19 protein-coding genes and 1 pseudogene are annotated in these 18,474 nt (G+C 69.4%); 9 read left to right on the top strand and 11 right to left on the bottom strand.

What is annotated here, in order from left to right:
• Positions 1-15 precede the first annotated feature (15 nt).
• Together ACFVX9_RS20530 and ACFVX9_RS20525 are read right to left on the bottom strand one after the other, a co-directional pair.
• Positions 16-1,062, bottom strand: a complete 1,047-nt coding sequence (locus ACFVX9_RS20530; protein ID WP_387982887.1) for an aspartate-semialdehyde dehydrogenase — start codon at positions 1,060-1,062, stop codon at positions 16-18.
• 100 nt (positions 1,063-1,162) lie between these two features.
• Complete coding sequence (locus ACFVX9_RS20525) at positions 1,163-2,053, bottom strand: dihydrodipicolinate synthase family protein (RefSeq protein ID WP_380481666.1); 891 nt, start codon at positions 2,051-2,053, stop codon at positions 1,163-1,165.
• 72 nt (positions 2,054-2,125) lie between these two features.
• Between ACFVX9_RS20525 and ACFVX9_RS20520 the strand changes: the two genes are divergently transcribed.
• Positions 2,126-3,013 carry a LysR family transcriptional regulator gene (locus ACFVX9_RS20520; protein ID WP_063347194.1) on the top strand — a complete coding sequence of 296 codons (888 nt, stop codon included), beginning with the start codon at positions 2,126-2,128 and terminating at the stop codon, positions 3,011-3,013.
• A 42-nt stretch (positions 3,014-3,055) separates the two neighbouring features.
• Here the strand turns inward: ACFVX9_RS20520 and dnaE are convergent, their stop codons facing one another.
• The 4 genes from dnaE to ACFVX9_RS20500 all read right to left on the bottom strand — a co-directional run bounded on the left by dnaE (position 3,056) and on the right by ACFVX9_RS20500 (position 8,437).
• Entirely contained in the window at positions 3,056-6,589 is a 3,534-nt protein-coding gene (gene dnaE, locus ACFVX9_RS20515; RefSeq protein WP_380334013.1) for a DNA polymerase III subunit alpha, read from the bottom strand.
• A gap of 139 nt (positions 6,590-6,728) precedes the next feature.
• Positions 6,729-7,637: a hypothetical protein gene (locus tag ACFVX9_RS20510; RefSeq protein ID WP_387982884.1), complete on the bottom strand. Its 909-nt coding sequence runs from the start codon at positions 7,635-7,637 to the stop codon at positions 6,729-6,731.
• Between the two features lie 174 nt (positions 7,638-7,811).
• Entirely contained in the window at positions 7,812-8,078 is a 267-nt protein-coding gene (locus ACFVX9_RS20505; protein WP_159398403.1) for a hypothetical protein, read from the bottom strand.
• Positions 8,078-8,437: an ATP-binding protein gene (locus ACFVX9_RS20500; RefSeq protein ID WP_380481672.1), complete on the bottom strand. Its 360-nt coding sequence runs from the start codon at positions 8,435-8,437 to the stop codon at positions 8,078-8,080. Before ACFVX9_RS20500 ends, ACFVX9_RS20505 begins: the two co-directional genes overlap by 1 nt.
• A 219-nt stretch (positions 8,438-8,656) precedes the next feature.
• Between ACFVX9_RS20500 and ACFVX9_RS20495 the strand changes: the two genes are divergently transcribed.
• From ACFVX9_RS20495 to ACFVX9_RS20480, 4 genes are all read left to right on the top strand, one after another.
• Entirely contained in the window at positions 8,657-9,520 is an 864-nt protein-coding gene (locus ACFVX9_RS20495; protein WP_387982926.1) for a helix-turn-helix domain-containing protein, read from the top strand.
• A complete protein-coding gene (locus ACFVX9_RS20490; protein ID WP_380481676.1) occupies positions 9,513-9,704 on the top strand; it encodes a DUF397 domain-containing protein in 192 nt (63 codons plus the stop codon). Before ACFVX9_RS20495 ends, ACFVX9_RS20490 begins: the two co-directional genes overlap by 8 nt.
• A 525-nt stretch (positions 9,705-10,229) precedes the next feature.
• Positions 10,230-10,778 carry a YceI family protein gene (locus ACFVX9_RS20485; RefSeq protein ID WP_380376330.1) on the top strand — a complete coding sequence of 183 codons (549 nt, stop codon included), beginning with the start codon at positions 10,230-10,232 and terminating at the stop codon, positions 10,776-10,778.
• A gap of 537 nt (positions 10,779-11,315) precedes the next feature.
• Positions 11,316-11,678 carry a peptidase inhibitor family I36 protein gene (locus ACFVX9_RS20480; RefSeq protein ID WP_380481678.1) on the top strand — a complete coding sequence of 121 codons (363 nt, stop codon included), beginning with the start codon at positions 11,316-11,318 and terminating at the stop codon, positions 11,676-11,678.
• Positions 11,679-11,690: 12 nt separating this feature from the next.
• On the opposite strand, the pseudogene ACFVX9_RS20475 reads toward ACFVX9_RS20480, so the two are convergent.
• Positions 11,691-11,900 (bottom strand): annotated as a pseudogene (locus tag ACFVX9_RS20475) (IS630 family transposase); the annotation flags it as partial.
• Between the two features lie 47 nt (positions 11,901-11,947).
• On the opposite strand from ACFVX9_RS20475, the gene ACFVX9_RS20470 reads away from it, so the two are divergent.
• Complete coding sequence (locus ACFVX9_RS20470) at positions 11,948-12,130, top strand: DUF397 domain-containing protein (RefSeq protein WP_380481680.1); 183 nt, start codon at positions 11,948-11,950, stop codon at positions 12,128-12,130.
• A gap of 261 nt (positions 12,131-12,391) precedes the next feature.
• Positions 12,392-13,588, top strand: a complete 1,197-nt coding sequence (locus ACFVX9_RS20465) for an alpha/beta hydrolase family protein (RefSeq protein WP_387982881.1) — start codon at positions 12,392-12,394, stop codon at positions 13,586-13,588.
• A 28-nt stretch (positions 13,589-13,616) separates the two neighbouring features.
• On the opposite strand, the gene ACFVX9_RS20460 is transcribed toward ACFVX9_RS20465, so the two are convergent.
• Both ACFVX9_RS20460 and ACFVX9_RS20455 read right to left on the bottom strand, forming a co-directional pair.
• Positions 13,617-13,916, bottom strand: coding sequence for a hypothetical protein (locus ACFVX9_RS20460; protein ID WP_387982879.1), 300 nt, complete (start codon positions 13,914-13,916; stop codon positions 13,617-13,619).
• Positions 13,913-14,320 carry a winged helix-turn-helix transcriptional regulator gene (locus tag ACFVX9_RS20455; RefSeq protein WP_380481684.1) on the bottom strand — a complete coding sequence of 136 codons (408 nt, stop codon included), beginning with the start codon at positions 14,318-14,320 and terminating at the stop codon, positions 13,913-13,915. Before ACFVX9_RS20455 ends, ACFVX9_RS20460 begins: the two co-directional genes overlap by 4 nt.
• A gap of 92 nt (positions 14,321-14,412) precedes the next feature.
• Here ACFVX9_RS20455 and ACFVX9_RS20450 point away from each other — a divergent pair, with 92 nt between their 5' ends.
• The gene (locus ACFVX9_RS20450) at positions 14,413-15,162 is read left to right on the top strand and encodes an SDR family NAD(P)-dependent oxidoreductase (RefSeq protein ID WP_387982876.1); all 750 of its coding nucleotides are present in this window, start codon (positions 14,413-14,415) and stop codon (positions 15,160-15,162) included.
• Positions 15,163-15,527: 365 nt separating this feature from the next.
• On the opposite strand, the gene ACFVX9_RS20445 is transcribed toward ACFVX9_RS20450, so the two are convergent.
• Positions 15,528-16,676 carry a serine hydrolase gene (locus ACFVX9_RS20445; RefSeq protein WP_063347206.1) on the bottom strand — a complete coding sequence of 383 codons (1,149 nt, stop codon included), beginning with the start codon at positions 16,674-16,676 and terminating at the stop codon, positions 15,528-15,530.
• A gap of 199 nt (positions 16,677-16,875) precedes the next feature.
• Positions 16,876-17,433 (bottom strand): DUF3291 domain-containing protein, encoded by a 558-nt coding sequence (locus ACFVX9_RS20440; protein ID WP_387982924.1) that lies wholly within the window; start codon positions 17,431-17,433, stop codon positions 16,876-16,878.
• Between the two features lie 329 nt (positions 17,434-17,762).
• Between ACFVX9_RS20440 and ACFVX9_RS20435 the strand changes: the two genes are divergently transcribed.
• Complete coding sequence (locus ACFVX9_RS20435; RefSeq protein WP_380481688.1) at positions 17,763-18,287, top strand: ATP-binding protein; 525 nt, start codon at positions 17,763-17,765, stop codon at positions 18,285-18,287.
• The last annotated feature ends 187 nt before the right edge of the window (positions 18,288-18,474 follow it).

The raw sequence follows: 18,474 nt of genomic DNA, 5'->3' as shown, positions 1-18,474 counted from the left end.
CGGTGGGGCCGGGTGTCAGCCCTTGAGCTCGGCGGCGACCAGCTCGGCCAGCTGGACGGCGTTGAGCGCGGCGCCCTTGCGCAGGTTGTCGTTGGACACGAACAGCGACAGGCCGTGCTCGACGGTCTCGTCGGCCCGGATGCGGCCGACGTAGCTCGGGTCCCGGCCGGCGGCCTGGAGCGGGGTGGGGATGTCGGACAGTTCGACGCCGGGGGCGGCGGCGAGCAGTTCGGCGGCGCGCTCGGGGCTGATCGGGCGCTCGAAGCGGGCGTTGATCTGGAGCGAGTGGCCGGAGAAGACCGGGACGCGCACGCAGGTGCCGGCGACCTTGAGGTCCGGGATGCCGAGGATCTTGCGGCTCTCGTGGCGGAGCTTCTGCTCCTCGTCGGTCTCGTTGGAGCCGTCCTCCACGATGAAGCCGGCCAGCGGCACCACGTTGAAGGCGATCGGGCGCTGGTAGACCTTGGGCTCGGGGAACTCGACGGCGGAGCCGTCGTGGGCGAGCGCGGCGGCGCCGTCGACGACCTTGGCGGCCTGGTCCTGGAGTTCGGCCACGCCGGCCACGCCGCTGCCGGAGACGGCCTGGTAGGTGGAGACGACGAGCGCGGCGAGGCCGGCCTCCTCGTGCAGCGGGCGCAGCACGGGCATGGCGGCCATGGTGGTGCAGTTCGGGTTGGCGATGATGCCCTTGGGCCGGTCGGCGATGGCGCCGGGGTTGACCTCGGAGACGACCAGCGGGACGTCGGGGTCGCGGCGCCAGGCGGAGGAGTTGTCGATGACGACGGCGCCGGCCGCGGCGGCCTTGGGGGCGAGGGCCTTGGAGGTGGAGCCGCCGGCCGAGAAGATCACGATGTCCAGGCCCGTGTAGTCGGCCGTGGCCGCGTCCTCGACGGTGACCTCGGTGCCCTGCCAGGGCAGGGTGCGTCCGGCCGAGCGGGCCGAGGCGAACAGCCGCAGCTGCTCGACCGGGCCCAGTCCGCCTTCACGACCAGCGCGCTCCGCCAGGATCTCGCGGACCACTGCGCCGACCTGGCCGGTGGCCCCGACAATGCCGATCTTCATTCCGACTACTCCTCTGGATGGTGCTGTCTACAGCCGCACTCTGCCCATCATGCCTTGTCACGAGGGTGCGGCGGCCTGGTGTTCCACGGTGTGAGAGCGACTAGTGGTCCAGACCACTCACGAGCTTCAGCGCCGCCTCGACCTCCGCCCCGCCGGCCGGCAGCAGCGGCAGCCGGACGTCCGGGGTGGGGATCCGGCCCTGGGCGTGCAGCACGCCCTTGATCACCGTCGGGTTCGGCGCGGCGAAGGCGGCCAGCGCCAGCCCGGTGAGCCGGTGCCCGAGCGCCCGGGCCCGGGCGGCGTCCCCGGCCTGCCAGGCCTGCGTCAGCTCGACGAACCGGGCGGTGGCCAGATGGGCGGAGGCGAGGATGCCGCCGGCCGCGCCGAGCGCCAGCAGCGGCGACAGGAAGGCGTCCTCCCCGGTCAGCACCGCGAAGTCGGCGGGGGCGGCGGCGAGCAGTTCCACCGCCGTCTGGTCCACTCCCCCGGTCGCGTACTTGACGCCCACCACGCCGTCCAGTGCGGCGAGTTCGAGCAGCGCGGCGGCGGACAGCTGCTGCCCGGTGCGGTACGGGATGTGGTAGACGACCAGCGGCAGCGGGCTGCTCCCGGCGAGCGCCCGGAAGTGCGCGACCGTCCCGGCCTCACCCGGCCGCAGGAACGCCGGGACGGTGACCAGCGCGGCCGCGGCCTGCGGCACCCGCTTGCCGAGCGCGGCCAGCGACTCGGCGGTGGAGCGGGTGTCGCCGCCGTGCGCGCCGACGGTCAGGAGGGCCCCGCGGGCGGCGCAGGCGGCCGCGGCGGTCTCGACCACGGCCCAGCGCTCGTCCTCGCTCAGCGCGGCGGGCTCGCCGGTGGTCCCGAGGGCGACCAGCCCGGCCGCGCCGGCCTCCAGCAGCTCGGCGGCGAGCACGGCGAGGGCGTCCAGCGCGACCGTGCCGTCCGCGGCGAAGGGCGTGATCAGGGGGACGTGGATGCCGGTGAGTTCCATGGCCACGATCCTGCGGCCCGCCGATCGCCCAGGTCCAGTTCACATTCGTGATGCTTCTCGTAAGCTGAGCCGATGCTCGACGTCCGACGCCTGCGCCTGCTGCGCGAACTCGCCCACCTCGGCACCATCGCCGCCGTCGCCGAGGCGCTCTCCTTCAGCCCTTCGGCGGTGTCCCAGCAGCTGTCCGTCCTGGAGAAGGAGGCGGGCGTCCCGCTGCTGGAGCGGACCGGGCGGCGGGTCGCGCTCACTCCGGCCGGGCGCAACCTCGTCCGGCACGCCGAGGCGGTGCTCGCCCTGCTGGAGCAGGCGGGCGCCGAACTCGCCCACGCCCGGCGGGGCTTGGCCGGCCCGCTGCGGATCGGCACCTATCCGTCGGCGGCCCGCGCGATCATCCCGGCGGTGCTGGGCGAGCTGGCCGCCTGGCATCCGGGCCTGGAGCCGATGGTGACGGAGGTGGATCCGGCGGGCGTCGCGGCGGCGCTGCGCGCGGGCGAGCTGGACGTCGCGCTGGTCCACGAGTACGACCTCGTCCCGGCCGATCCGGAGCCGGGCCTGGCGGTGACCCGCCCGGTGTTCACCGAGCCGATGTACCTGGCGGCCCGCGCCCCGGGTACGGTCGCCGAGCAGCGCGGCGCGCCGTGGATCATGGCCCCGCCGGGCACGCTCTGCCACAGCATGGCCGTCCGGGCCTGCGAGGCCGCCGGGTTCGCGCCCCGGATCCGGCACCAGATCGACGACTTCGCGACCGTCCTGGCCCTGGTCGCGGCCGGCCAGGGCGTGGCCCTGGTCCCGCAGCTGGGCGCCGCGCAGCCCCCGCCCGGCGTGGTCCTCACCCGGCTGCCGATGTACCGCCGCACCCGGGCCGCCTTCCGCGCGGGCGCCGGCTCCCACCCGGCCATCTCGGCCTTCGTCTCCGCCCTGCACACGGCCGTCCCCCCGGGCCTGGGCGGGCACGGCTGATCCCCCGCGCCTCGCTAAGAGGCACGGGGGATCAGGCGCACGTCAGCCCGCCAGGCAGCTCGGCCCGAGCAGCTGCTTGAGGTCCCCGAACAGCGCCGGGTCCGACTTCACCCGGTGCCGGTCCAGCCGCAGCACGGTCGTCTTGTTGCGGCTCTCCAGCCGCACCCGGACCTCCGTGGTGCCCCGGTGGCTGCCCAGCACCTCGCCGAGCCGGGCGATCAGCGGCGGGGTGATCTTCACGCTCGGGATGTTGATGATGATCGGCGCCTCGGCGTGCGCGTTCGACAGGTCCGGGACGGTCAGCTCCATCCCCATCAGGCGCGGCACGTCCTCCCGCTTGTCCAGCTTGCCGCGCACGAACACCACGGCGTCCTCGACGAGTTGGGCCGAGACCAGCTGGTAGCTGGCGGGGAAGAACATGCAGTCGATCGAGCCCGCGAGGTCCTCGACGGTCGCGATCGCCCAGGCGTTGCCCTGCTTGGTCATCTTGCGCTGGAGGCCCGAGATGATGCCGCCGATGGTGACGATGGTGCCGTCGGGCCGTTCGGCGAGGTCGGCCACCGCGCAGTCCGCCTTGTCGGCGAGCACGTGCTCGATGCCGTGCAGCGGGTGCGAGGAGACGTACAGGCCGAGCATCTCGCGCTCCTGGGTGAGCAGGAAGGACTTCTCCCACTCCTCCTCGGAGAAGACGACGTCGAGGCCGAAGCTGGGCTCGTCGGAGACGGCGTCCCCGCCGAACAGGTCGAACTGGCCCTCGGCCTCCTTGCGCTTGACCCCGACGACGTTGTCGATCATCGGCTCGAACTGCGCGCTGAGGCCCTTGCGGGTGTGCCCGAGCGAGTCGAAGGAGCCCGCCTTGATCAGCGATTCGACGGTCCGCTTGTTGCAGACCACCGACTCCACCTTGTCGAGGAAGTCCGGGAAGGAGCTGAACTTCCCCTTCGCCTTGCGGGTGCGGATCATCGAGTCGACGACGGGGCCGCCGACGTTGCGGATCGCGGTGAGGCCGAACCGGACGAGCGTGTCACCGTGCGGGGTGAAGTCCGAGTCCGACTCGTTGACGTCCGGCGGCAGCACCTGGATGCCCATCTTGCGGCACTCGTTGAGGTAGATCGCCGACTTGTCCTTGTCGTCCTTGACGGACGTCAGCAGGCCGGACATGTACTCGGCCGGGAAGTTCGCCTTGAGGTAGGCCGTCCAGTACGAGACCAGCCCGTACCCGGCGGTGTGCGCCTTGTTGAACGCGTAGCCGGAGAAGGGGACCAGGACGTCCCACACCGCCTGGATCGCCGCGTCCGAGTAGCCGTGGTCCCGGCAGCCCTTCTGGAAGGGCACGAACTCGGCCTCCAGGATCTCCTTCTTCTTCTTGCCCATGGCCCGGCGCAGCAGGTCGGCCTGGCCGAGCGAGTAGCCGGCGAGGATCTGGGCGGCCTTCTGCACCTGCTCCTGGTAGACGATCAGGCCGTACGTCGGCTTGAGGATCTCCTCCAGGGGCTTCTCCAGCTCCGGGTGGATCGGGGTGATCTCCTGCTGGCCGTTCTTGCGCAGCGCGTAGTTGGTGTGCGAGTTGACGCCCATCGGGCCCGGTCGGTACAGCGCGAGGACGGCGGAGATGTCTTCGAAGTTGTCGGGCTTCATCAGCCGCAGCAGCGAGCGCATGGGGCCGCCGTCGAGCTGGAAGACGCCGAGCGTGTCGCCGCGTGCCAGCAGTTCGTAGGTCGGCTTGTCGTCCAGGGGCAGATCAAGCAGGTTGATCTTGATGCCCTTGTTCTTCTCGATCGCCTTGACGGCGTCGTCCATGATCGTCAGGTTGCGCAGGCCGAGGAAGTCCATCTTGAGAAGGCCGAGGCCCTCGCAGGTGGGGTAGTCGAACTGCGTGATGGTGACGCCGTCGGTGTGCCGGGTCCAGACCGGGATGTGGTCGGTCAGCGGCTCGGCGGACATGATGACGCCGGCCGCGTGCACGCCGGGCTGGCGGATCAGGCCCTCGATGCCGCGCGCGGTGTCGATGACCTTCTTCACGTCCGGGTCGCTCTCGTACAGCCCCCGGATCTCACCGGCCTCGCTGTAGCGCGGGTGGCTGTTGTCCGTGATGCCGGACAGCGGGATGCCCTTGCCCATCACGTCCGGCGGCATCGCCTTGGTGATCCGGTCGCCCATCGCGTACGGGTAGCCGAGGACGCGCGAGGAGTCCTTGATGGCGGCCTTCGCCTTGATGGTGCCGTACGTGACGATCATGGCGACCTTGTCGGATCCCCACTTCTCGGTCACGTACCGGATCACGTCACCGCGCCGGCGCTCGTCGAAGTCGATGTCGACATCGGGCATGGAGATGCGCTCGGGGTTGAGGAAGCGCTCGAAGATCAGGCCGTGCGGAATGGGGTCGAGGTCGGTGATGCCCATCGCGTACGCGACCAGCGAGCCCGCCGCCGAACCACGGCCGGGGCCCACCGCGATGCCCTGCTCCTTGGCCCACATGATGAAGTCGGCGACCACGAGGAAGTACGCCGGGAACCCCATCTGGATGATGGTGTCCATCTCGTACTCGGCGAGCTTCTTGTGCTCCTCGTCGTACCCGCCCGGGAAGCGCCAGTCCATGCCCTTCCACACCTGGGACTTGAAGAAGTCCGCCTCGGACTCGAAGCCCTCCGGGATCGGGAAGCGCGGCATGAGGTTGCGGAACTTGAACATGCCCTCGGTGTCGACCCGGGAGGCGACGAGCAGCTGGCTGTTGCGGCAGCCCTCCTGCCAGGCGTCCGAGGAGTCCAGGGCGTACATCTCGGCGGCCGACTTGATGTAGTAGCCGGTGCCGTCGAAGCGGAAGCGGTCCGGGTCCGAGAGGTTCTTGCCGGTCTGCACGCAGAGCAGCAGGTCGTGCGCCCCGGCGTCGGCCTCGGTGGTGTAGTGCGAGTCGTTGGTGACGACCGGGGGGATGTTCAGCTTCTTGCTGATCTCCAGCAGCCCGTCGCGGACCCGCTTCTCGATGTCGAGGCCGTGGTCCATCAGCTCCAGGAAGTAGTTCTCCTTGCCGAAGATGTCCTGGTAGTCGGCGGCCGACTTCACCGCCTCGTCGAACTGGCCCAGGCGCAGCCGGGTCTGCACCTCGCCGGACGGGCAGCCGGTGGTGGCCATCAGGCCGCCGGACAGGTCGGAGATCAGCTCCTTGTCCATCCGGGGCCACTTCACCAGCCAGCCCTCGGCGTACGAGCGCGAGGTCAGCTTGAAGAGGTTGTGCAGGCCCTCCTTGTTACGGGCCCAGATGGTCTTGTGGGTGTACGCGCCGGAGGCGGAGACGTCGTCCCGCTTCTGGTGCGGCTGGCCCCACAGGATGCGCTTGGTGTTGGAGCGGGACTCCGGCGCGACGTACGCCTCGATGCCGATCACCGGGGTGATCCCGGCCGCGGTCGCCTGCTTGTGGAACTCGGCGGCGCCGTACATGTTCCCGTGGTCGGTCATCGCGACGTGGGTCTGGCCCAGCCGCTCGACCTCCTTGAACATCTGCTTCAGCCGGGCGGCACCGTCCAGCATCGAGTACTCGGTGTGGACGTGCAGATGCGCGAACGGCTGATCGCTCAAGGCGGGGCCTCCGGAGGCGAGTGCGGGTCTGGTGGGCCGGCGAACGCGCAGGTACGCGCAGGTCACGGAAGGTGCCTGGAAACGGATGTGGCCCGGACCACCTCGTGGGGTCCGGACCATCACTCACACGTTCACCCGTCTACTCTAGCTCCCCTTCGGAGTCGGCTCCCTCCGGCTCGGAGCCTCCCGAGCTCAGCCCGGCGAGTCGCGCCCCGGCGGCCTCGCGGACCTCCGCCTGCTCAATCGGATCGTCCCGCAGGTGGGCGAGGCGTTCCCGGACGTGGGGGCGGTCGGGGGCGTGCGCGACGGCCGGCAGGCGGGCGCCGGCCTCGCAGTCCCAGAGGCACTCGGTGTACACCTCGGCCAGCCCGACGGGGGCGACGGCGGCCAGTGCCTCCAGGTAGGCGGGGCGCTCGGAGGAGTGCGGCGTCCACAGCCAGAAGCGGCGCAGCAGCGACGCGGCCCCGGCGGCGTCGGGGCCGAACCGGGCCAGGCCCCGGGCGGTGTGCATCGGGCCACACCACTCCTGGGCCGCCCACTGCCGCTCCAGCTCTCCCGTCAGCATGTTCAGACCGGGATCGCTCTCGCCGCCGTGCTCCGACAGCAGGGCGCGCGGGCTCGCACTGTCCTGCTCGGGGACGGGGTCCATCGAGCCGCGGGGGCCACGCCGCTGGCGTACGTCCTGCCCAGCCACCCGGTGCTCGCCCTCTCGGACGTGGGTACGGAGTGCTTCCCGGGCCTCGGCGGAGTCGGCGAGTGCGAGCAGCTCCAGGACTCCGGTGGCCCGCAGGCAGGTGTCCTCGTCCCCGGTCAGCAGGTCGACGATCGGTCCGACCGGCAGTTCCAGGTCCCGGACGAGCCGCGCCAGGTAGAGGTGCCGGTCGTCCACCTGTCGGTTCCAGCGCCAGTCCCAGCGGATGCACCCGTAGACCAGGTCGGCGGCTGCCGCCGGGTCCTCCGCCGCCATCTGCGCGCCCAGGCCCCGGCCGCGCTGCAACAGCCCGGGCAGGGTGCCTGCCGGGGCGTACTCGTATCTCCGCTGTGCCACGTGCCCAATCGTCCCTTAGCCCCCGACGGCTGGGCGGCGGGGGCTGGGGAGGTGGGGGTGAGGGGGCTGGGGGTTAGGTGTCCTCGTCGGGCGGGGTCGCGCGGAGGGCGGTGATGACGCCCAGGGCGACGGTGGCGATCGCGAGCGCGAGGAGGACGGCGAAGGCGGTGGCGATCAGGAAACGCACGAGTCGTCGCCTCGCTCGGCGGCGAGGAGGAGGGAGAGGAGGTTGAGGAGAGTGGAGGCGGGGGCGGCGTTGAAGCGGACGAGGATGCGGCCGTCGATGGTCTTGTCGGTGGTGGCCGAGGGCCAGATCAGGCCGAACCTCCGGCCACGTTCCTGGACTTCGGCGAGGAGCGTGTGGATGTGGTCGTCGGTGTAGTGCCGGATCCGGGGGTCGGTCGGCAGCATGGGGCGACGGCGCGGGAGCGGGAAGGACATCAGGCGGCGTCCAGCTCGAACCAGACCATTTTGCCGCGTTCCTGGGGATCCACGCCCCAGCGGTGGGTGAGGCCTTCGATGAGCTGGAGGCCCCGGCCGGACTGGGCGAGGGGCGCCGGCTGTTGCTTTTCCGGGAGGACCGGGCTCTCGTCACTGACGGACACCCGGAGGGTGGGGCCGACGGCGAGGATGAGGACGAGCGGCGCGGGGGTGCCGCCGTGCCTCCAGGCGTTCACGAGCAGTTCCACGAGCGCGAGTTCGGCATCGTCGGTGACCGAGGGCAGGTACCCGCAACGACCCATCGCGTCCCGGAGGGACTGGCGGGCGATGGCGAGGGAGGGCGTGTTGAGGTGGCGCATGGGAGTTCTCCCGAGGCGTGATGGTGAGGGAGGAAGCGACGGACACGCAGGCCAGCAAGCATTACTGACGAACCGTCGGATCGCTGTGTCATCGACCATAGCGCAGCTGAGTATCCAAATTTCTACAGTTTCGGGAAGTTCCCCCTATGGTGGTAACTGGTGGACCAGCGCTCGAAAGGCGCGGCACACTTGGCCGGACTGCACCTTCGGAAGGAACCCATGCCTCCACGCTCCAACCCGACACTCCGCCAGCGCAGGCTTGGCACCGAGCTACGGAGGATGCGCGAGCAGGCTGGCTACGGTGGCTCGGAGCTCGGCCGTATCGTTGGCATGAGTCCAGCCCAGGTAACCCAGATGGAATCCGGACGGATCGGCATCAGTGTCGACCGTCTCCGCACCATCGCCGCCGCCTGTAACTGCGCCAATCGCCCGCTGATCGACGCTCTCGCCGAAATAATCACGGAGCGCGGGAGAGGCTGGTGGGAGGAGTACCGCGAGGTCCTGACAACAGACTTCATCGAGGTCGCGGAAATCGAAAGCTACTCGACCGCGCTCGCCACCTGTACGACGACCTACATCCCCGGCTTGTTGCAGACCGGCGCCTACGCCTCCGCGGTCTTCACGCGCGTCTATCCCCCGCTGTCCCGCCCGGACATCGACGTCCGAACCGCCTTCCGGGTGCAGCGACAGCAGATCGTCCGCTCGGGCAAGACTCCACTTCAGGCATTCATCCACGAAGCAGCGCTGCGGATGCAGTTCGGCGGACCCAAGGTGCTCTCCGAGCAGTTGGACGCGCTCGTCGAAGACTCCAAGCACAGCGGGATCTCAATCCGCGTAGTGCCCTTCGCTATGGCCACCTTCCCGGGCGCCTCCGAGAACCTCACGTTCGCGAAGGGCCCCGTCCCCGAGTTGGATACCGTCCAGATGGATGTCGCTCAAGGCGTCCTGTTCTTCGAGTCCCCGGCAGACCTGGCCAAACATCGGGCGATCTTCGATCGCATGGACTCCCTTGCACTCTCCGAGGAGAAGTCGCGGGACCTCATCAAATCAATCGAGAAGGAAGTGGAAGACAGCTATGCCTGAGTCGAAGTGGCAGAAATCCAGCTACAGCGGCGCGACCAATGAGTGCGTCGAGGTCCGCACGGTCGACGGAACGGTCGAACTCCGCGAGTCCGACCAAGGCCACCTCATCATCCCCACCACCCCCGCCCACTTCGCCGCCTTCCTCCAGGCCGCCAAAGCCGGCGAGTTCGACCACCACGCCTAGTACTGCAACCGCATCTGCGTGACGGATGTGGTGTTGGGCTCGTTGGTATGTCTGTGTGCTGATGAGCTGATGGTCGAACAGGTCGAGTCGCCCCTCGGGTAGGACGATTTGCAACTCGGGACTCGGCGCCCCGCAGTGCGGCGGGACGCCGAGCGGGTCCTATCGAATCTCCCTACCCGGAGCTGGAGTCGGTGGCCTATTCACGGCCGCTTCGAGACGGCCTCGGGGTGCCGACGGTGGCACCTCCATCGCCGGCTCCGAGCGACGGGTCGCCGCAACTGACCGTGATGGACTGCACCGATCTCCAAATCGCCAGGCAACTGCGCATCAACGCAAGTAGGGTGGAGCAGCGCCTGACACGCGTGTACCGGAACTCGACGTCAAACGCCGAAGAGACCTTCCCGTGGGCCTGCGCAACGACGGAACCACGACCGGGCGGACAGGCCCCGGAGGCCTCTGACACGGAGCACTCCCAGCCGTCCTCGTCCCCACCGCGGAACCGACTGCCCCTGCCTAAGGATTCATGTGCCGCACACCTCGGACGACCGACCGACCACCCTTGCAGTCGGCACCTACACCATCGACGCCGGACGCAGCACGATCGCCTTCACCACGCGCCACTTCTTCGGCCTGGGCGCCGTGCGCGGAACGTTCGGCCTTACCTCGGGGCAGGTGCACGTCGCCGCCGAGCCCACGCAGTCGTCGGCCACGGCTGTCATCGATGCCGACAGCTTCTCGACCGACAGCGGTACCCGCGACAGGGTCGTGCGCTCACCCAAGTACCTGGGCACAGCCGCACACCCCCACATGGCCTTCGCCTCGAACGCCGTCCAGTCCACGGACACCGGGTACGTCCTGCGCGGAGAGCTGACCGTCAAAGCCACCACGCGGCCCATCGAACTTACCGTCGAGCAGCCGGAATTCACAGCCGATGGAATCCGGTTCCGCGCCACCACCAGAATCGACAGGTACGCATTCGGTATTACCGTCGACAAAGGCATGACCGCCCGTCACCTCACCCTTTCCCTCGACATTCTCGCCGTGCCCGCCGTAGGCGGCATCCCCGGCGACTAGTACTGCAACCGCATCTGGGGGTTGTGGCCTCGGTGTTTGCAGTGGGAGCGGCGGGCTCGGGCCTGGCTGCGTCGGCGGAAGCGTGACCAGCGCAGATGGTGCTCGCTGGCGTGGTGGCGGGGTGTGACGATGAGGTGGCCTGCCGAAACGGTGCGCGAAGCGGGCATGGAAGCCCACTATCACCTCGGACCACGACTCGACCTGCTCAACCGTCAGCTCGTCAGCACACAGTCATACCAACGACGCCGAACGCCAGCGGTAACGACAGATGCGGTCGCAGTACTAGACACACCACGGCGCAGGAAGTCTGCCAGCCCGACTTCCTGCGCCGCGCAGTGTTCGCTCTGTTCGAGCGGTAAGCGGGCAAGGTGACTCACGCCGGCTGGCCAGCGGCATCTGCTTCCACCATCCAGGCTGCTCCTGTTTCCGGCGGCCGGTGATCGGCGTGTTCTGTACGTGTCGTGGATGTTCGCGAGGGGGATGCACGGAGTGATCGACTCCGCACCGTGCGGAGTCGGCTCGATCGAGGGGTCTCCCATGCGTATCGCCTCCACTGCACGACGGTTCCTGATCGCGGGGGTGGGGGCCGCCGCCGCCCTGGCCCTGACGGCCGCGGCCCCGGCGCCCAGCACGGTCAAGGCGAGCGGGCCTGATGACTGCTACTCGGGCTGGGTGTGTTTCTGGCCGGAGGCCAACTTCGGCGGGACCATGGACGCCTACCAGAACCCGAAGATCCATTCCTGCGCCGATGTGCCCGGCGGCAAGGTCCGTTCCATCGTCAACCGCGACGACCAGGACTGGGAGGTCAGCCAGAGCTGGATCTGCAACAACACCAAGAAGAAGGTGCTCTCCGGCGAAGTCAACCCGGACCTCGGCGCCGACTACTACTACTGGAAGTAAGCGAGACCGCGCCAGGACGGTGAGCTGAGCCTCGATACGGCTGAGCCACGAGCTGCTGGTCGGGGCGTGGGCAATCTCGACGTTGTCCGAGGACGCCCACGTCCCGACCTGTCGGCACCGTCTCGCCGTCAAGTGCGGGGAGCAGCTGTCACAGACGATCGCGATCCGCACCCCCGCCAGGCGGAGTGAGCGCGGGTAGCGGCAGAACTCCAGGACGCAGGAAGTCGGCCAGCCCGACTTCCTGCGCCAAACAACCGACGGGACCCCAAATGACCGACACCAACTGGCAGAAGTCCAGCTACAGCGGCGCGACCAACGAGTGCGTGGAGATCCGCGCCGCCGACGGCCTGGTCGAACTCCGCGAGTCCGACCAGGGCCACCTCACCATCCCCACCCACTTCGCCGCCTTCCTGCAAGCCGCCAAAGCCGGCGAGTTCGACCACCACGCCTAGTGCAGCGCCGCGTTGATCCTTCGGGGGTTCATGCGGCTTTGAGTGGGCTGCCGTCGTAGGTCCAGCGGTAGGGCTTGGCGTCGTGTTCGTCGTAGCCCAAGACGAAGGTGGCGCTCGACGATGCCGGCGAAGGGAACCCCGCGCCGCACGACATAATCCCGGCGGATGACTCCGGTACCTCGCGGAGGCTACGAACGACACCAGAATGTCTACATCCATGGGCTGATTCGATACGGAGCTGCGGAACCTAGCGTCGATCCCATGAAACGCAATCGCCGTATCAGCGCTGTCGCGGTGTTGGCGCTCGCCGCCCTCGTCACCGGAACCGGCGCCGGGTTCGCCGCCACGACCACACCGGTGGCCACGCACGCGTTAGACACCGCACCGGCCACGGCCACCGCGCCCACGCGGTCCTTCCAAGGCGCGCTCCCCGCGCCGACCGGCCCCTACGCCGCCGGCGAGGACGTCATCCACCTCACCGACGAGAGCCGTCCCGACCCGTGGGTGCCGTCATCCGGCCCCCGCCAACTGACCGTCACGATGGTCTACCCGGCCGTCCCCGGGACCGGGACTCCGGCCCCTTACATGAGCCTCGCCGAGGCAGCCGGAGTCATCCAGCGGCGGAAGTTGCCGGCGAGCTACGGCGTCACCGCACAGAACCTTTCCGGCGTCACCACTCACGCCTTCGACGGCGCGCGGCCGCAGCGCGGCAAGCATCCGCTGGTGGTCCTCTCACCCGCGTACGAGGACCCGCGCATGACGCTCACCTCGCTCGCGACCGACCTGGCCAGTCACGGCTACGTCGTCGCGCTCGTCGGCCACACCTACGAGGACAGCGGCGAGACGCTGGCGAACGGCCAGACGCCGCCGTGCGCGATCTGCGATGACCCGAAGACGCTCGACTTCGACTCCGTCGCCGCCAGCCGCGCGCTGGACGTGTCCTTCGTGATCGACCGGTTGACGCACGGCAATACCGCGTGGCCCCTGGCGCACCTCATCGACAAGCACGAGATCGGCATGGCCGGGCACTCCCTCGGCGGAGCGGCGGCCGCCGCCACGATGATCGCCGACCCGCGGGTACGGGCCGGAGTGAACATGGACGGCAGCTTCCACCCGGCCCCGATGCCCGGCCAGATCAACCGGCCGCTCCTCATGCTGGGTACGGCCGACTACCACTCGGTCGGCGGCCACGACACCTCGTGGGGGCAGACCTGGGCCGCCCTCGGCGGCTACAAGAAGTGGCTGACGGTCGCCGGAGCCGACCACTTCAGCTTCGCCGACCTGGACCTGCTTCTGGAGCAGGCCGGGTTCCCGACGCCGCCCCTCTCCCCGGAACGCGGGGTGGCGATCACCCGCGAGTACGTGGCAGCGTTCTTCGACCAGACGCTGAAGGGGATCGACAGTCCGCTGCTGGACGGCCCCTCACCGAACAATCCGGAAGTGCTCTTCCAGTACTAGTGCAGCGCCGCGTTGATCCTTCGGGGGTTCATGCGGCTTTGAGTGGGCTGCCGTCGTAGGTCCGGCAGTAGGGCTTGGCGTCGTGTTCGTCACAGGCCAGGACGAAGGTGTCGATGGCCGCGGCCAGTTCGTCGCGGGAGGCGAACTGGCCGCGGCGTCGTAGACGTCGGGTCAGGGTGGAGAAGAACAGCTCGACTTGGTCGAGCCGGCCGGCGTGTTCGGGGGTGTGGTGGATGCTGAATCGGGGACGGGACCTGTGCTCTCCGGCCAGGGCGGCTGGCGCTGCCGCGAGACTCCGCCGAACCGGCCCATGGGACTGGCCCGTCACTCGCGCGGTGACGCCTGCTGGCTGTCGTAGTGCTCCTGGGCGGCGAGCAGCTCGCCTCCGTGCCGGCCGAACCACTGGATCAGTTCGGTCAGCGGCCCGGCCAGGCTGACACCGAGTTCCGTCAGGCTGTAGGTGACCTGGGGCGGGTTGGTGGGCGCGACCTGGCGGTCGACGAGCCCGGCCCGGGCCAGTGCCTTGAGGTTCTGCGACAGCATCTTCTGGCTGATGCCACCGACTCGTTGGTGCAGCTGGGCGAAGCGGTGCGGGCCGGCGATGAGGGCCGAGATGATCAGTGTCGCCCAGCGACTTGTCGTCTGGTCCATGATCGGCCTGAGCGCGCACTTGTTGTCGAAGGTGTCGTGGGCCAGGAGCCGGGCGGCTGTCGCGACCTGCCGAGTTTCCATCACAGCAGGAGCTTACAAAAAAGTAGGTACTTCCCAGCAGCAACTGGCTTTCCTACGGTGACCTCGTAAGCACCAACGTTCGAGGAGCCACTGTGAGCAGCAGCAACGCGCGTACGGCGATCGTCACGGGCGCATCGAAGGGCCTGGGCGCGGGGATCGCCAAGGCGCTGGCCGGGACCGGCGCAGCCGTCGTGGTGAACTACCGGGAGGATGCGAAGGGCGCCGAGCGGGTCGTCGCGGGCATCACCGCCGAGGGCGGCCGGGCGATCGCGGTCCGGGCCGACGTGGCCCGCAACGACGAAGTGCGCCATCTGTTCGATCGGGCGCGCGAGGAGTACGGACCGGTCGACGTGCTCGTCAACAACGCGGCCGTCGCCGCCTTCGCGCCGCTGTCGGGCATCACCGAAGAGGAGTTCCAGCGCGAGATGACCACGAACGTCCTGGGCACGATCCTCACTACGCAGGCCCTGGCCGCGCAGGACGACATCGGCGCCGCTTCGATCATCAACGTCTCGACGGCCGGCACACTCACCCACCCGCCGTACGCCTCGCTCTATGTCGCGTCCAAGAGCGCTGTCAACGCGTTCACCATCGTTGCGGCCAAGGAGCTGGGCCCGCGCGGCATCCGGGTCAACGCGATCATGCCCGGACCGTCGGACACCGAGGGCACCAGGGCCATGGGATTCCCCGGCTCGGCCCAGGAAGCACAGGCGATCGCCGGCACCCCGCTGGGCCGAACGGGCACCCCGGACGACTACGGCCCGCTGGTGGCTTTCCTGGCTTCCGACGACGCGCGCTGGATCACCGGGGATGTCATCCTCGCTTCCGGCGGCATGCGCTGACGTCCCGTCCGTTCGGCTCCGGGCTCCGGGCTCCGGGCTCCGTCGGCTACGAAACAACGGTGCTGGTCGCAGCCGTCAATGAGTGGCTGTGACCAGCACTTTCGAAACACGCCCTGGACACACCACAGCACAGGAAGTCGGCCAGCCCGACTTCCTGCGCCAAACAACGGGACCCCGGCCGGCCGACACCAACTGGCAAAAGTCCAGCTACCGCGCCCCTGGCCCATTCGAGGCCGGAAGATAGCCAACAAACCGGGGCCGCCCGGCACCGAAGTGCGCCGGGCGGCCTCGGCGCCGGGACGTCCGCGGCCTCAGCGGCCTCAGCGGCCTCAGCGGCCTCAGCGGCCTCAGCGGCCTCAGCGGCCTCAGCGGCAGAGGGCGGCTTCCACCAGGCCCTCGACGTGCTTCATGGCCGCCGGGTCGGCCGGCCGGTTCGTCACGGCGATGTTCGCCGCAGCGCTGCCGTCCTCCGTGACGCCGCCCCGGGTCTCGTAGCCCGGGAAACTGCCGCCGTGCCCCCAGTAGAGCCCGCCGCCGCAGGGCAGGGGCTTGCTCACGAGGCCGAGCCCGTAAGCGGCGCCGGGGCCGAGGTAGTCGGCGGGGACGGTCTTCTTCATCTCGGCGAGCTGGGCGGGCCGGAGCAGGTCGCCGTGGAGGAGTTCGGAGAAGAACCGGTTGAGGTCGGAGTTGGTGGAGATCATCTGACCAGCTGCCCAGCCGAAGGACGGGTCCGTCTCCGTGACGTCGCCCAGCGGCGCGTCCGGGGTGTCCCGGTAGTAGCCCTTGGGGTGCGGCTCGCGGATGGTCACGTCGCCGGGGGCGGGGAAGTAGGTGTGGCGCAGGCCGATGCGCTTGACGATGCGGCGGTCGATCTCCGCCGCGAGCGGGCGGCCGGTGACCCGTTGGACGATCAGTCCGGCCACGATGTAGTTCGTGTTGCTGTACTTGGACCGGTCGCCCGGGGCGAAGTCGGCCTTGAACTTCAGTGCGGTGTCGAGGAGGTCGCGCGGCTCGTAGTAGCGGGGCGGGACATCGCCCTTGAGGTAGTCCGGGAGCCCGCTGGTGTGCTGGAGGAGCTGACGGACGGTGATCTTTCGCCCGTCGATGCCGTCCCCGCGGAGGAGGCCCGGCAGGTAGGTCTCGACGGGCCCGTCGAGGTCGATCTTCCCCTCTCCGACCAGTTGCAGCACGACCGTCGCCGTGAACGTCTTGGTGTTGCTGCCCATCCGCACCTGGCCGTCGACCGGGACCTTCGCCTTGGTGGCCAGGTCACCCACCCCGGCGGTGTAGTTGCGGGCGCGGCCGTGCCCCTTCTCGACGCTCGCCAGCGCGCCGGGAATGCCGTCGTCCCGCACCAGCGCGTCGAGGCCCTGCTGGACGATGTCCGGCTTCGGCGCCGCGAACGCCGCGGTCGGGGCCAGTACCCCCGTCGCCAGGGCACCGACGGCCATGGCGGCCACCAGGACCTTCCGGTGCCGGGACGGATGGACGGTCTGCCGCGCCTGCTTGCGCATGTGTCAACTCCGGTTGTTCGTCGAGGGAAACGGCGGATCGCGCCGTTACCCCCACCCTCTCCGGAACAAACCACCTGCGACGATGCTGCTATCCACCCGGTCTTGGGTGGGGTTATCCCCCTATGTCCGCAGGAGTGCGGGTTCACGGCAGCACGGCCACCGCCTCCACTTCCACCAACTGGTCGTTGAGGCTTCCTTGTCAGCGGACCTGGTCGCTCTTCGGCCCGATGCCTCCGACCCTGGCCGGAGTTCCGTCCGGGGCGAACGCGTGGTGGAAGGTGAAGGCGTGCGGCGCGGAGCCGTGGTCGTGGAGGTGTTCCAGCCTCGAAACCCCGTCCTGCCAGACGGGTATCACTCCGTCGGGCACCCACCAGAACGCGTAAGCCGGGCGTCCGGTCCTCTCGAACCAGTCGTGACGCCTGTTCAGCGCCTCACGGTGCAGGTCGGTGTAGATGGCGTCGAAGGCGGAGTGCGGGTCGGTCCAAAGTGAGAGGGTCGCGGCCAGGGCGGTGGTTTCCGCCGTACGGCCCTTGCCGTACCAGGCCGGTACGGCGAACTCCCCCCATGCGCCCCAGTCCAGGTCGAAGTGCGTGCCCCGGCCGCCGTCTGCCGCTTCGGCATGGGCGAGGTACCCGGGGTGCTCGCTGATCCTCCGGTAGACGGCCTCGCCGGTGTCGTGGAGTTCGCGCGTGAGAGGTGCGGGATCGGCGAGAGGTGACTTCAGGACGCCGAACGTGTACAGCGCAAGATGAGGAATGCGTCTCTCCCTGGTTGGGGGTGCCTGGTGCGGGCCCGGCCGCGGGCGGCTCAGCTCGAAGGAACTCCCGTACGACCGTGGGCGATCGCCGAGGACCAGGTGAAGATAGCCGCCTCCGCAGCCCCTGTCGAAGTTGCGTTTCCCCCGCCAAAATGGCCTCTTGCACCGGCCGTTGCGGGCGCGGGCGACGTCGCGGTCCTCGGCGAAGAACGGGTCGGCCTCCTTCGCGTGCACCTGTACGGGCACGCCGCCGGGCCAGTCCGTGCCGAACTCGCCCGGGTTTCCGCTGTGCCCGTTCCTACGGCCCGCGCACCGCTAACGTCGAGCCCGTGATCGTATGGCTCAACGGCACCCACGGCGCGGGCAAGACCACGACCAGTGCACTCGTGCAGCAACTGATCCCCGACTCCCGGGTGTTCGACGCCGAGAAGGTCGGCGAGACACTCATGGACATCACGCCGGGCCTGCCCGGGACGGACAACTTCCAGCACTGGCCGCCGTGGCGGCCACTAGTGGTCGAGACCGCCCGCCACGTGCTCGACTACACCGGCGGGACTCTGGTGATGCCGATGACCGTCCTGGTCGAGCAGTACTGGCGCGAGATCAGCACGGGCCTCGCCCACCACGCCATTCCGGTGCAGCACTTCGTCCTCCACGCCGACCAGGAGACCCTCCGCGGCCGCATCGCGGGGGACACTGTGGTCGGCCCCAACTCCCGGTTCCGCCTCAACCACCTTGAGCCCTACGCCGAAGCGGCCCGTACCTGGTTGCACGCCGAGGCCGAGGTCGTCGACACCACGCACCTCACGCCCGCCCAGGCCGCCCTGCAGATCGCAGAGGCCGTCAGGAGTTGAGGTCCGCCCGCCACCCGCAACAAAAAATGGCCTTCCGATGTCGAGTAGCGCGAACAGCCTCCACCAGGGACCGGCTCAGCCCGCCCAACGCCCGACCGCGCAGGAAAGCGGCCGGCCCGACCCCCCTCGCAACCCCAGCACAAGAGCAGACACCTCCCACCCCTTCCCCTACCAAAAAAGAGCCAAG

This window comes from Kitasatospora sp. NPDC058243 (genome assembly GCF_042882025.1).
In the GTDB taxonomy this organism is placed as follows: Bacteria; Actinomycetota; Actinomycetes; order Streptomycetales; family Streptomycetaceae; genus Kitasatospora.
This window is presented reverse-complemented; position numbering and strand designations above follow the sequence as displayed.

Excerpts from the sequence above, each read along its gene's own strand:
- ACFVX9_RS20520 (WP_063347194.1), top strand. The coding sequence starts at position 2,126 with ATGCTCGACGTCCGACGCCTGCGCCTGCTGCGCGAACTCGCCCACCTC.
- ACFVX9_RS20530 (WP_387982887.1), bottom strand. The coding sequence starts at position 1,062 with ATGAAGATCGGCATTGTCGGGGCCACCGGCCAGGTCGGCGCAGTGGTC.
- ACFVX9_RS20445 (WP_063347206.1), bottom strand. The coding sequence starts at position 16,676 with ATGCGCAAGCAGGCGCGGCAGACCGTCCATCCGTCCCGGCACCGGAAG.
- ACFVX9_RS20455 (WP_380481684.1), bottom strand. The coding sequence starts at position 14,320 with ATGGAAACTCGGCAGGTCGCGACAGCCGCCCGGCTCCTGGCCCACGAC.
- ACFVX9_RS20470 (WP_380481680.1), top strand. The coding sequence starts at position 11,948 with ATGACCGACACCAACTGGCAGAAGTCCAGCTACAGCGGCGCGACCAAC.
- ACFVX9_RS20495 (WP_387982926.1), top strand. The coding sequence starts at position 8,657 with ATGCCTCCACGCTCCAACCCGACACTCCGCCAGCGCAGGCTTGGCACC.
- ACFVX9_RS20525 (WP_380481666.1), bottom strand. The coding sequence starts at position 2,053 with ATGGAACTCACCGGCATCCACGTCCCCCTGATCACGCCCTTCGCCGCG.
- ACFVX9_RS20505 (WP_159398403.1), bottom strand. The coding sequence starts at position 8,078 with ATGTCCTTCCCGCTCCCGCGCCGTCGCCCCATGCTGCCGACCGACCCC.
- ACFVX9_RS20500 (WP_380481672.1), bottom strand. The coding sequence starts at position 8,437 with ATGCGCCACCTCAACACGCCCTCCCTCGCCATCGCCCGCCAGTCCCTC.
- ACFVX9_RS20480 (WP_380481678.1), top strand. The coding sequence starts at position 11,316 with ATGCGTATCGCCTCCACTGCACGACGGTTCCTGATCGCGGGGGTGGGG.
- ACFVX9_RS20465 (WP_387982881.1), top strand. The coding sequence starts at position 12,392 with ATGAAACGCAATCGCCGTATCAGCGCTGTCGCGGTGTTGGCGCTCGCC.
- ACFVX9_RS20490 (WP_380481676.1), top strand. The coding sequence starts at position 9,513 with ATGCCTGAGTCGAAGTGGCAGAAATCCAGCTACAGCGGCGCGACCAAT.